The sequence below is a fragment of the Streptomyces sp. NBC_01478 genome, from assembly GCF_036227225.1.
Taxonomy (GTDB): Bacteria; Actinomycetota; Actinomycetes; order Streptomycetales; family Streptomycetaceae; genus Streptomyces.
The window spans coordinates 11,701,110-11,713,503 of the sequence record NZ_CP109444.1; the positions used below are offsets into that span (position 1 = coordinate 11,701,110).

9 protein-coding genes are annotated in these 12,394 nt (G+C 71.4%); 8 read left to right on the forward strand and 1 reads right to left on the reverse strand.

Features of this window, described 5'->3' with window-relative positions; all coding sequences use genetic code 11:
• Positions 1-19: 19 nt before the first annotated feature.
• From OG223_RS52000 to OG223_RS52015, 4 genes are read left to right on the forward strand one after another with little or no spacing between them, the layout of a single operon-like run.
• Positions 20-1,270, forward strand: a complete 1,251-nt coding sequence (locus OG223_RS52000) for an acetyl-CoA C-acetyltransferase (protein WP_329264834.1) — start codon at positions 20-22, stop codon at positions 1,268-1,270.
• Entirely contained in the window at positions 1,270-2,709 is a 1,440-nt protein-coding gene (locus OG223_RS52005) for an OB-fold domain-containing protein (RefSeq protein ID WP_329264837.1), read from the forward strand. Before OG223_RS52000 ends, OG223_RS52005 begins: the two co-directional genes overlap by 1 nt.
• Positions 2,706-3,914 (forward strand): acetyl-CoA acetyltransferase, encoded by a 1,209-nt coding sequence (locus OG223_RS52010; RefSeq protein ID WP_329264839.1) that lies wholly within the window; start codon positions 2,706-2,708, stop codon positions 3,912-3,914. The genes OG223_RS52005 and OG223_RS52010 overlap by 4 nt, the downstream gene beginning before the upstream one ends.
• 16 nt (positions 3,915-3,930) lie before the next feature.
• On the forward strand, positions 3,931-4,725 hold the full coding sequence (locus OG223_RS52015) for an SDR family NAD(P)-dependent oxidoreductase (RefSeq protein ID WP_329264840.1): 795 nt from the start codon (positions 3,931-3,933) through the stop codon (positions 4,723-4,725).
• A gap of 7 nt (positions 4,726-4,732) precedes the next feature.
• Here OG223_RS52015 and OG223_RS52020 read toward each other — a convergent pair whose 3' ends face one another.
• Positions 4,733-7,429, reverse strand: a complete 2,697-nt coding sequence (locus OG223_RS52020; protein ID WP_329264842.1) for a branched-chain amino acid ABC transporter permease/ATP-binding protein — start codon at positions 7,427-7,429, stop codon at positions 4,733-4,735.
• Positions 7,430-7,573: 144 nt separating this feature from the next.
• Here OG223_RS52020 and OG223_RS52025 point away from each other — a divergent pair, with 144 nt between their 5' ends.
• From OG223_RS52025 to OG223_RS52040, 4 genes are all read left to right on the forward strand, one after another.
• Positions 7,574-8,809 (forward strand): ABC transporter substrate-binding protein, encoded by a 1,236-nt coding sequence (locus OG223_RS52025; RefSeq protein ID WP_329264843.1) that lies wholly within the window; start codon positions 7,574-7,576, stop codon positions 8,807-8,809.
• Positions 8,810-8,889: 80 nt separating this feature from the next.
• Complete coding sequence (locus OG223_RS52030; protein WP_262058753.1) at positions 8,890-9,594, forward strand: ABC transporter ATP-binding protein; 705 nt, start codon at positions 8,890-8,892, stop codon at positions 9,592-9,594.
• Between the two features lie 18 nt (positions 9,595-9,612).
• On the forward strand, positions 9,613-10,956 hold the full coding sequence (locus OG223_RS52035; protein WP_329264847.1) for a hypothetical protein: 1,344 nt from the start codon (positions 9,613-9,615) through the stop codon (positions 10,954-10,956).
• Entirely contained in the window at positions 10,953-12,332 is a 1,380-nt protein-coding gene (locus tag OG223_RS52040; RefSeq protein ID WP_329264848.1) for an acyl-CoA reductase, read from the forward strand. The genes OG223_RS52035 and OG223_RS52040 overlap by 4 nt, the downstream gene beginning before the upstream one ends.
• The last annotated feature ends 62 nt before the right edge of the window (positions 12,333-12,394 follow it).

The window sequence follows — 12,394 nt, forward strand, 5'->3', positions numbered from 1 at the left end:
CTCATGAAAGGCCTGGCCGATGCCCGCCCTCCTGCGTGACGCGGTGATCTGCGAACCCGTGCGTACCCCCGTCGGTGGCTACGGAGGCGTCTTCCGTGACGTGCCGGCGACCGAGCTGGCCGCCGCCGTCGTACGCGCCGTACTGGACCGCACCGGTATCCCGCCCGCCGCCGTCGACGACGTGCTGTTGGGCCAGTGCTACCCCAACGGCGAGGCCCCGGCCATCGGCCGCGTGGCCGCTCTCGACGCCGGTCTGCCGGTGGAGGTGCCGGGACTCCAGATCGACCGCCGCTGCGGCTCGGGACTCCAGGCGATCATCACGGCGGCGATGCAGGTGCAGACCGGCGCGAGCGACCTCGTGCTGGCCGGGGGAGTGGAGTCCATGAGCCAGGCGGAGTTCTACACCACCGGCGTCCGCTTCGGCGTGCGCGGCGCGGGCACCACCCTGCACGACCGGCTGGCCCGCGGCCGGGTCACCTCCGGAGGCGTCAACCACCCTGTCCCCGGCGGCATGTTGGAGACCGCCGAGAACCTGCGGCGCGAGTACGCGATCCCCCGCGAGGAACAGGACCAACTCGCCCTGCGCTCCCACGAGAAGGCGGTCGCCGCCCAGCGCGAGGGCCGTTTCACCGACGAGATCGTGCCGGTCACCGTACGGACCAGGAAGGGCGAGACGGTCGTCGACAGCGACGAACATCCGCGCCCCGACTCGACGTTGGAGAAACTCGCGACCCTGCGCCCCGTCCTCGGACGGCAGGACCCCGAGGCGACCGTCACCGCCGGCAACGCCAGCGGACAGAACGACGGTGCCGCCCTCTGCGTCGTCACCCACCCCGAGCGCGCCGCCGAACTCGGCCTGCGCCCTCTGGCCCGCCTGGTCTCCTGGGCCGTCGTGGGCGTGCCGCCGGAGACGATGGGGATCGGCCCGATACCCGCGACGGCCAGGGCACTTGACCGCGCGGGACTCAAGCTCGCCGACATCGACCTGATCGAACTCAACGAGGCGTTCGCCGCCCAGGTGCTCGCCTGCGCCCGTGAATGGGCCCTGACCGAGGCCGACTTCGAGCGGTTCAACGTCAACGGCTCCGGCATCTCGCTGGGTCACCCCGTCGGCGCCACCGGCGGCCGCATCCTCGCCACCCTGCTGCGCGAACTCGACCGCCGTCAGGCCCGGTTCGGCCTGGAGACCATGTGCCTCGGCGGCGGACAGGGCCTGGCCGCGGTCTTCGAACGGCCCACGCACACCACCGACGCCAATGGAGGACGCTGATGCCCGGACTGATCGCATACGGCGCCTACGTGCCGTACCACCGCCTCGCCCGCGCCGACATCGCCGCCACCCTCGGGACGGTCGCGTCCCGGGGAACGCGCGCGGTGGCGGGCTACGACGAGGACACCACCTCGATGGCCGTCGAGGCGGCCCGGTCGTCCCTGGCCAGGGACGGACTGCGCACCCGCATCGGCCAGTTGTTCCTCGCCACCGCCGCGCCCGCCTACCTCGACAAGACGAACGCGACCGCCGTCCACGCGGCGCTCGGCCTCGACCCGCACGTCCTCGCCGTCGACATGGCGGGCTCCGTCCGCTCCGGCCTCGGCGCGCTGGTCACCGCGGCCCGCTCTCCGGTACCGACCCTGACGGTCCTGTCCGACCTGCGCACCGGCCTGCCCGGCGGCGGCGAGGAGAGCGCGGGCGGCGACGGAGCGGCGGCGTTCGCCTTCGGCGGCCACCGCAACGGCGCCCCCGTGATCGCGGAGCTGCTCGCCCACGACACGGTCAGCGACGAGATCCTCGACCGCTGGCGGCTGCCCGGCGCCCCCGCCTCCCGCGTCTGGGAAGAGCGCTTCGCGGAGGAGATCTACGTCTCCCTCGCGGACAAGGCGTTGAGCGCCGCCCTCGACCAGGCGGGCCTGGACCGTGATGCCGTCGACCACCTCATCGTCTCCGGCCTGCACGCGCGCGCGTGCGCGACGGTGCGTCGTACCTCAGGCGTACGTTCCGAGGCGGCGACCGCCGACCTCAGCGCGGAGATCGGCAACGCCGGCACCGCCCAGCCCGGTCTGCTCCTCGCCGATGTCCTCGACCGGGCCGAACCCGGCCGGATCATCGCGCTCGTCGTGCTCGGCGACGGCGCGGGAGTCCTGCTCCTGCGCACCACCGACGCCCTCCCCGCACACCGCGCCGCCCGCCCGGTCGCCGCGCAGATCGCCGCGGGCGGTGCCCCCATGCCGTACGCCACCTACCTCTCCTGGCGCGGCCTCCTCGACCGCGAACCACCCCGCCGTCCGGACCCGGAGCCGCCGTACGCCCCGCCCGCGCACCGCCGCAACAGTTGGAAGTACGGCTTCGTCGCCTCTCGTTGCGAGAAGTGCGGGACCCGGCATCTGCCGCCGGACCGGGTGTGCGTGACCTGCCGGAGCGTCGACGCCATGACCGACGAGCCGATGGAGCATGTGCCCGGCACGGTCGCCACGTTCACCGTGGACCGGCTGGCCCACACGCCGAGCCCGCCGATGCTCGTCGTGGTCGTCGACTACGACGGCGGCGGCAGGTTCCGCTGCCAGCTCACCGACGCCACCGAGGCCGACGCCGTCATCGGCGCCCGGGTCGAGATGACCTTCCGGCGCACGGTCACCGCCGCCGGCGTCCACAACTACTTCTGGAAGGCCCGGCCGGTACGCACCGGCGAGACCGAGGGGACAGGCGCATGAGCTCGCACGGAATCCGGGACCGGGTCGCGATCGTCGGCATGGGCTGCACGCCCTTCGGCGAACACTGGACCCGCTCGGCGGACGACCTGCTGGTCGACGCCGTCGGCGAGGCCGTCACCTCGGCCGGCATCACGCTCGACGACATCGACGCCTTCTGGCTCGGCACCCAGGCGTCCGGAGTCTCCGGACTGACCCTCAGCCGCCCGCTCCACCTGCCGTACAAGCCGGTCACCCGCCTGGAGAACATGTGCGCCACCGGCTCCGAGGCGCTGCGCAACGCCTGTTACGCGGTCGCCTCCGGCGCCTACGACGTGGCGATGGCCGTCGGCGTGGAGAAACTCAAGGACTCCGGCATGTCCGGACTCTCGGGTACCTCGATGCCCGGCGCGGGCGACGACAGCCGCGGCGAGATCACGGCCCCGGCGAACTTCTCCCTCCTCGCCCCCGCCTACGCGGCCAAGTACGGCCTGGCGGAAGAGGAGTTGAAGGACGTCATCACCCGCATCGCCTGGAAGAACCACGTCAACGGCGCCCGCAACCCCCGCGCCCAGTTCCGCAAGGAGGTGCCGCTGGAGCGCATCCGGTCGGCGCCGATCGTCGCGGGCATGCTCGGCGTGTTCGACTGCTCGGGGGTCTCCGACGGATCGGCGGCGGCGATCGTCGTACGCGCCGAGGACGCCTACAAGTACACGGACAAGCCGATCTTCGTGAAGGCACTGTCCTTCGTCGCAGGACCGGCGGACGGACTCCTCGACCCCGACTACGACTTCACCACCTTCCCCGAGGTCGTCGTCTCGGCGCAGGAGGCCTACCGGCAGGCGGGCATCACCGACCCGCGCGCCGAACTCGCCCTTGCAGAGGTCCACGACTGCTTCACACCAACGGAGTTGGTGCTGATGGAGGACCTGGGCTTCTCTGAGCGCGGACAGGCGTGGAAGGACGTCACCAGCGGCGCCTTCGACCTGGACGGCTCGCTGCCGGTCAACCCGGACGGCGGCCTGAAGGCCTTCGGCCACCCCATCGGCGCCTCCGGCCTGCGCATGATGTTCGAGGCCTGGCTCCAACTGCGCGGCGAGGCACCGCCCGAGCGGACGGTCAGCACGTTGGCCGAAGGGCGCTCGCTCGCCCTCACCCACAACCTCGGCGGCGGCCCCGGCGAATGCGTCTCCTTCGTCTCCGTCGTCGGCAGCGAACTCACCGACTGAGAAAGGTGGTTGAGTCATGGGACGACTCGACAACAAGATCGCGATCGTGACCGGGGCCGCGTCCGGCATCGGCGCCGCCACCGCCCGCCGCCTGGCGGCCGAGGGCGCCCACACGGTCGTAGCGGATCTGAACCTCGACGGCGCCAAGGCGGTCACGGAGGAGATCCGCGCGGCCGGAGGCTCCGCCACGGCGGTCCCGGTCGACCTCGGCGACATCGACTCCGTACAGGCCATGGTGGCCACGGCAGTCGACACCTACGGCGGCCTCGACGTCCTGCACAACAACGCGGCGGCCACCCATCTGGCCGCCCGCCAGGACCTCGCCGTCCTGGAGGCCGACCCGGCGGTCTGGGACGACACCATGCGGATCAACCTGCGCGGCACCATGGTCGCCATCCAGGCCGCCGTCCCGCACATGATCGCCCGCGGCGCCGGCTCGATCATCAACACCTCGTCCGGCGCCGGTCTGGCGGGCGACCTGCGTAACCCCGCGTACGGCGCCTCGAAGGCCGCCCTCATCAACCTCACGCAGTACGTCGCGACCCAGTACGGCAAGCAGGGCGTGCGCTGCAACGCCATCGCCCCGGGGTTCATCGTCACGCCGGCGAGCGCCGGTTCGGCCCACGGGGCGATACGCGAGAAGATGCTCCGCCATCACCTCACCCCGCGCCTCGGCCGGCCGGAGGACGTCGCTGCGGCGGTCGTCTTCCTCGCCTCCGACGAGTCCGCCTTCATCACCGGGCACACCCTGCGCGTGGACGGCGGACTGCTGGCCCACCAGCCGTACGTGGCGGACCTGCGGGACGCCTGACCCACCGTCAGGACGACGTCTCCGGCTCCAGGTCGCCCAGGTAGGCCGCCCGGACCGCCGGATCGCGGCGCACCTCGTCCGGGGTGCCGGCGCAGATCCGGCGTCCGAAGTCGAGCACGACGACCTGGTCGCAGACGCTCATCACCATGTCGACGTCGTGCTCGACGAGCAGCACCCCCATGCCCCAGTCCTCGGCGAGCCGCCGCACGAGATGGGCCAACTCCTGTGTCTCGTCGTCGGACAGCCCCGCCGCCGGTTCGTCCAGCAGCAGCACCGACGGCGAGGTCGCCACCGCCCGCGCGATCGCCAGCAACCGCCGCTCACCGTACGACAGGTCTCCCACCGGCCGGTCCAGGCTGTCCTGGAGCCCGAACTCCCTTACGGCGACGAGTACTTGGGCGGGCAGCGGGCGGCTGCCGGGACGGACCAGGTCGGTGAGCCAGGTCCACCGGCCCGGTCGCTCGCAGGCGGCGTAGAGGTTGTCCAGCACCGTCATGTCCTCGAACAGCTCCAGCGACTGGAAGGACCGGCTAAGCCCGGCCCCGGCCCGCCGGTGCACCGGCACCCGGGTCACGTCCCGCTGGCCGAGGCGGACGCTGCCGGACGCGGCCCGGGTGAAGCCGGTGACCGCGTCGATGGCGGAGGTCTTGCCGGCGCCGTTGGGGCCGATGAGCCCCACCACCCGGCCCGGTTCGACGTCCAGCGAGAGTTCGTCGACGGCAACGACACCGCCGTAGCGGACGGTGAGGTCGCGCACGTGCAGGGGGAGGGGTGCGGCGCGGGGGACGTCCGGCAGGGGAGCCGTCTCCTCCTCGGGTACGACGGCAGCGCGCTGTGGGCGCAGCTTTCGCTCAAGTCCCCTCGCCTGCTTGCCGAGTTCCTTGCCGATGCCGTCCTGGTTGCCCACCAGGGTCAGCACCAGGATGATCCCGCCGATCAGCGGCATCCACTCGCTCAGCCCGGGCAGCACCAGGTCTCCGAACCGGGCGCCGACCGTGCCCGCGGCGAACGTGGCGCCGAACAGCGGGCCGACGAGGAAGCCGACACCGCCGATGACGGCGAGCCCGAGCGCGGTGACGGAGTCGAAGCTCGCGAAGTCGGAGAACACCACCGACGTCGACCGGAAGCCGGTCAGTACGCCGGCGAGCGCGGCGATGGCCGAGGACAGACCGAAGGCGTAGAGCTTGGCCGCGCGGACGTCGATGCCCAGGGCGGCGGCGGCCCGCTCGTTGGCCCGTACGGCGACGAGACGGCGGCCGGTGCGACTGCGCCGGACGTTGGCGACCACGAGCGTGGCGGCGACGAACAGGACCAGCACCACGGCGGCGTAGCGCTGCGGATGGTCGACGCCGGAGATGCTGATGCCGAAGAGCGTCTGGTTGCCGACCGCGATGCCGTCGCTGCCGGGCGTCGTCGACAGGTCGGTGTTCTGGAAGACCATCGCCTCCAGGGTGGTGCCGAGCCCGAGCGTGATGATCGCGAGATTGACCCCGCGCGTGCGCACGGCCGGCAGCGCGAACAGCAGGCCGATCGGTATGGTCCCCAACACGCCTGCCAACAGGGCGAGTTCGAAGGGCCAGCCCCAGTCCGCCGCCGCGTGCCCGGCGATGAAGGCGCCGGTCCCGGCAAGGGCGTAGGCCGCCAGCGAGACCTGGCCCGCGTAACCGGTGACCACGATGATCGACAGGATGATCAGCGAGAGCACCAGCGTGCTGGTGATCGCGTCGGCCCACAACGGCGTCGACAGGCTCACCAGCACCAGCCCGGTCACCACGGCCAGCGCGAGCGGGACGGGGCGCACCCTGCCGGTGCCCAGCGCCGGGAGGCGGTCGAGGAACGTGCCGCGCAGCGGCAGTGCCCGGCCGCGCGCGACCAGTACCAGGGCGATGAAGAGGAACGGCACCGACGAGGCGAGTCCGGTGACGCCCGAGCCGAAGCGCGTGAGTTCGGACTGCGCGACCCCGATGACCAGACCGCCCGCCAAAGTGATCGGGAACGACGAGAACCTGCCGACCAGGGCGGCGGCCAGCGCGCTCAGCAGCAGCGTGGTCAGCCCGGTCACCGACAGGCCGATCACTGGCACGATCAGGATGGCGGTGAGCCCCGCGAGCGCGGAGCCCAGCGCCCAGTTGCCGGCGGCGATCAGATCGGGGGACCAGCCGAGCGCGGCGGCGGCGCCCTCGTTCTCGGCGACCGCGGTGGTGCCCAGGCCGAACAGGGTGCGCCGGTACAGGAGATGGAGCACGGCCGTCACGGCGAGCGCGATGCCGAGCAGCCAGACGTGGTCCTCGGAGACCGTCGCCCCGGCGATCGTCAGCAGCCGGGTGGGCAGCTTGCCCGGCACCAACTGCAGGCTGTCGCCGTAGCGTTTGACGGCGATCGCGGTGAGCACGATGAACACCGCGAGGGTGCCGACCAGTCGGGCCAGGGTGGACGCCCTGCGCAGCGGGCGGATCACCAACAGGTGGGTGAGCACGCCCAGTACGGCGGAGATGAGCACGCCGCACGCGGTGGCGGGCCAGTACGGCACGCCGTGGTTGACGGCGAGTTCCCACTGGACGTAGGCACCGGCCATCCCGATCGCGCCGTGCGCGAAGTTCAGGACTCCGGAGCCCCGGTAGACCAGCACGATGCCGTGTGCGGTGAGTGCGTAGAGGGCGCCGAGCCCCAGGCCGAGCAGCGCGAAGCGCAGGACGTCGTCCATCCGAGGAACCTCCCAGACACGGGACGAGACAGTGCATTCATTTAAATAATTGTGCCGAGAGTACTTCACTAACCCAAAAATGCGCCCCATGCTGTTCGGCATCTCGACGTCGCCCACTTTGGGCGCGAGCCCCGCGGAGGGACCATGAACGACTCACGTCGACGCAGAAGCGTCGCGACCGGCTGTCTCGCGATGACCGGAGCCCTGCTCGTGGCAGGGTGCGGGGGAGAGGCGGCAAGCAGTTCGGCCGAGACCTCGTCGCTGAAGGGCACCCCGGTCAAGGTGATGGTCTGGGCGCCGGAGAACACCCAGGGCAGCGCCCAGCCCGGGATCCACCTCACCGCCACGGCCTACGAGAAGTGGATCAACGCCAACGGCGGGATCAAGGGCGGACCCCTGAAGGTCGAGTTCTGCAACGAGAAGGGCGACCCCGACGAGGCCGAGAAGTGCGCCCAGCAGGCCGTCGCCGACAAGGTCGCCGCGGTCGTCGGCTCCTACAGCCTCGCGGGCGACCGCTACATGCCTATCCTCCAGAAGGCCGGCATCCCGTACATCGGCGGCACCGGCGTCTCCGCCGCTGAGTTCTCCAACCCGCTGTCCTTCCCGGTCAACGGCGGTACCCCGGTGGTGTTCGCCGCCCACGGCCGCCAACTGGTCGAGCAGGGCTGCAAGAAGATCACCGGCGTACGGTACGACGTGGCCGCCGCGGCCGTGGTCTCGCAGTTCCTCACCCTGGGTGCGACCTCCGCCGGAGGGGCACCGCCCAAGGACCTCAAGGTGCCGCTCACCGCCACCGACCTCGCCCCGCAGGTCGCCGCGACCAAGGGCAGCGACTGCGTGAGCGTCATCATGGGCACCGCCTCCGGCCTGTTCGTGAAGTCGTACGTCCAGTCCGGCGACAAGACCAAGCTCGCCAGCGTGGTCGGCAACCTCACCCCGCAACTGGCCGCGAGCACGGGCGGAAGCAGCAGCCCGCTGGAGGGCGCCGCGATAACCGGCTACTACCCGCCGACCTCCGACGCCGTCTGGAAGGACTTCGTGACGGCGGCCAAGGGCAAGGACATCGACACCACCAACGGCGCCAACGCCACGACCTGGGTGGCTTTCAAGGTCTTCACCGAGGCCGCCAAGAAGCTGCCGACCATCTCTGCCGAGGCGCTGGTGAAGGAGCTGAACACCACCTCCGGCATCGACACCGGAGGCCTGACCCCGCCCCTGAACTGGAAGGCGTCGACGGCCCTGCCGATCAAGGGGCTCGACCGCATCCACAACACGACCGCCACCGAACTCACCATCCGCGACGGGAAGATCGAGTGGGCCAAGGCCGGGTCGACCTTCGTCGACGTCCGCAAGGTGCTGACGGCCGCGTCGCACGGCTGAGCCCGCTTCGGTACGGCTGAGTCCGCTTCGGTACGGCCGACGCTGCCGCCCCCGGCCGACTCCGGTTGAGGAGAGACCTCGTGCACGACACCGATGTGCCCCTGATAGCGACCCGCGCCCTGTCCGCCGGATACGGCAGCCGACCCGTCGTCAGCGACCTCGACCTGGAGGTCCGGCCGGGCGAGGTCGTCGCCCTGCTCGGCCCCAACGGCGCGGGCAAGACCACCACCCTCAGGGCGCTGTCCGGCGACCTGACCCCGATGAGCGGCGAGGTGCGCTGGCTGGGCACCCCCGGTCACGCACCCCTGCACCGCCGCGCCCGCGAAGGCCTCGCCTACGTCGGCGAACGCGCGGTCTTCACCCGCCTCGACACCACCGACAACCTCCGGGTCGGGCGCGTTCCGCCCGACCGGGCCGTCGCGCTCTTCCCCGAACTGGAGAAACGCCTCAGGACCGGCGCGGGCATGCTGTCCGGCGGCGAGCAGCAGATGCTGTCGCTGGCGCGCGCCCTGTGCCGTACCCCCCGGCTCCTCCTGGCCGACGAACTCTCCCTGGGACTCGCCCCGTTGGTCGTCGACCGTCTCCTGCGCGCCGTACGCGAGGCGGCCGACCAGGGCCTGGGCGCACTGCTGGTCGAACAGCACGTACGCAAGGTGCTCGACATCGCCGACCGCGTCTACGTCCTGCGCCGCGGCCGGGTCGTCATGACCGGCACCCCGAAGGAACTGCGCGGAGACCTCGACGCCATCGAGTCCTCCTATCTCGCGAACAACCCGACGTCATGACTGATGGAGGTGGTTGCCGTGCCCAGCGCACGTGAGCAGCTCCGGGCCCTCGTCCGGTCCGGTGACACATTCGACCAACCCGCCCGGGACCTAAGGGAGTTGCAGCTCGAAGCGGCGCGCGAGGCCTTCACCGCGCACCGCGAGCGCATCCCGCTGCTGCGCACCCGGGCGACGGAGAGCGGCGTCCACGGGATCGAGAGCCCCGACGACCTCGTCCCCCTGCTGTTCTCCCACACCAGCTACAAGTCGTACCCTCTCTCCTTCATCACGGGCGGCCGGTGGGACCGGCTCCTGCGCTGGTACACGACGGTGTCGGTGGTCGAGCCGGGCGATGTCGACGTCGAGGGCGTGACCGACATCGACGAGTGGACGGACCGCGTGACGGCCGCCGGTCACCGCCCGTACATCACCAGCGGTACATCGGGGAAGGTCTCCTTCCTCAACTGCGACGCGGGCGACCTGCGTTTTCTGCACGACATCCTGGAGAACCTCACCTGCTGGCCCGACCCGCTGCCGCCCGAACCGACCCGCCGCGGTTACCTCCTCGCACCGGCGGGCGGCCCGATGCGCTCCATCGACGGCTACCGCTGGCACGCGGACGTCTTCGCACGGCCCGGCGAGACACGGTTGCTCACCGAAGACCCCATGCGGGTCTCGGAGTTGATGAGCAGCGCCCTGCTGCGCCGCCGCATGGCCGAGGGCACCGCCACCCCGCAGGAGATCAGCTCCTTCGAGGCCGCGTCCGGGGCCCGCGAGGAGGAACTCGGCGCGGCCGTCGCCCAGATCGTCGACGACATCGCCGCACACCGGACCGAGCCACTCCTGATCGCCGGGATGAACAACCAGCAGTTCACCCTGATCCAGGCTCTGCGGGCCCAGGGTGTACCTGACGGGAGCCTCCACCCGGACACGCTGGTGCTCAGCGGCGGCGGCAACAAGAACGGGGTCCTGCCCGACGACTACCAGCAGCAGTTCGCCGCCTTCTACGACGGCGTACGGCGGGTGCGCAGTTACGGCATGACGGAGCTTCAGGGCTCCTGCCTGGCCTGCGAGTCGGGCAACTACCACGTGCCGCCGTGGGTGATCCCGCTGGTCCTGGACGAGCCGGGCGAGAAGCTGCTCAACACCGAACAGGGCGTGGTGGAGGGCCGGTTCGCCTTCCTGGACGTATCACTGGAGGGCCGCTGGGGCGGGCTGATCAGCGGAGACCGGGTCCTCGTCGACTTCTCGCCCTGCGACTGCGGCCGTGCGGGACCGGCGGTCCTGCCGGACATCCGGCGCTACGGCGACCTGGGCGGCGAGGACAAGATCACCTGCGCCGCGACACTCGACTCCTATGTGCGGGGGATGATCCACGGATGAGCACCACGACCGAAACCGAGGTCGTGCACGTGGTGCGCGGCGAGGTCGACCACGGCTCACCCGTCGCGTACGGCCGCGCCGACTCGGCCTTCACCGCACCGGCACTCGACCTGGACCGCCTCGTGTGGCCGCGCACCGAACCCGGCCCCGCCTTCCACGTGCCCGTCGCGGAGATCGTCGACCTCCTGGTGGAGACCGGCGAGGCCCTCAAGGCGGACCGCGAGGGCCTGCTCGCCGAGGCCCTCGACCGCATGGTCAGGGTCAGCCCGCTGCCTGCGGAGGTCCTCGAGCGCGCCTACGCCGTCCTGTGGCGCAGCTTCCAACGGCCCGGCCTGTACGCCCAGATCGACCACGAACTCGGCGGAGCGGACGTGCTCGACGGCTGGCGCGAGGTACGCCTGCCCGACAACCGGACCGCGGCCACCCGCGCGTTCCCACCGCGCCTGGTGCACATCATCGCCGGCAACGCCCCCGGCGTGGCCGCGATGTCCGTCGTGCGCGGCGCCCTCACGAAGGGCGTCAACCTGCTGAAACTGCCCTCGAACGACCTGTTCACCGCGACCGCGATCCTGCGCACGATGGCGGCGGTGGCCCCCGGCCACCCCGTGGTCCGCTCGTTCTCCGCGGTGTACTGGCGCGGCGGCGACGAGACGGTGGAGAGCGTGCTGTTCCGCCCGCAGTTCTTCGACAAACTGGTCGCCTGGGGCGGCGAGGCCACGATTCGCGGCGCACTGCGGTACGTCGGCCCGGGCTTCGAACTCGTCTCCTTCGACCCCAAGACCTCCATCTCGCTCATCGGCCGCGAGGCGTTCGAGTCCCCCGAGACCCTTGCCCGAGCCGCCGACGCGGGCGCCGCCGACGCCACCTTCTTCAACCAACAGGCCTGCGTGGCCAGCCGCTTCCAGTTCGTCGAGGGCTCCTGGGAGGACGCCGACCGCTACGCCGCCCTGCTGTGCGAACGCCTGGGCGTGGCAAGGGAGTTCAGCTCGGCCGACGGCCCGCGGGTCGCCGCGGAACTCCGCGAGGAGATCGACGTCCTGCGCTCCCTGACACCCGACTACCGGGTGTGGGGCGGCTACGACGGCCGGGGCCTGGTCATCCGCTCGCCCGAACCGGTCGACTTCCACCCCGACGGAAAGATGGTCAACGTCATCCCGGTTGCCGAGCTGTCCGAAACCGTCGCCTACGCAGGAGTCGCCACGCAGACCGTGGGCGTGTACCCCGGCATCCGCAAAACGGAGCTGCGCGATGCCCTCGCATGCGCCGGGGTTCAGCGGGTGGTGTCCCTCGGCGGTGCGGGAGGCATGCCGCCAGGTCTTTCCCACGACGGCTTCTACCCGCTGCAGCGGCTCATGCGCTGGGTGAACGACGAGTGAGAGGGCCTTGTCCGCCGGCCCGCGTGAGCAGCCCCGGCCGCCGAGGGGCTGGACGGCGTCCC

Coding starts and splice junctions, on each gene's coding strand:
- OG223_RS52010 (WP_329264839.1), top strand. CDS start 2,706: ATGAGCTCGCACGGAATCCGGGACCGGGTCGCGATCGTCGGCATGGGC.
- OG223_RS52000 (WP_329264834.1), top strand. CDS start 20: ATGCCCGCCCTCCTGCGTGACGCGGTGATCTGCGAACCCGTGCGTACC.
- OG223_RS52005 (WP_329264837.1), top strand. CDS start 1,270: ATGCCCGGACTGATCGCATACGGCGCCTACGTGCCGTACCACCGCCTC.
- OG223_RS52040 (WP_329264848.1), top strand. CDS start 10,953: ATGAGCACCACGACCGAAACCGAGGTCGTGCACGTGGTGCGCGGCGAG.
- OG223_RS52020 (WP_329264842.1), bottom strand. CDS start 7,429: ATGGACGACGTCCTGCGCTTCGCGCTGCTCGGCCTGGGGCTCGGCGCC.
- OG223_RS52025 (WP_329264843.1), top strand. CDS start 7,574: ATGAACGACTCACGTCGACGCAGAAGCGTCGCGACCGGCTGTCTCGCG.
- OG223_RS52015 (WP_329264840.1), top strand. CDS start 3,931: ATGGGACGACTCGACAACAAGATCGCGATCGTGACCGGGGCCGCGTCC.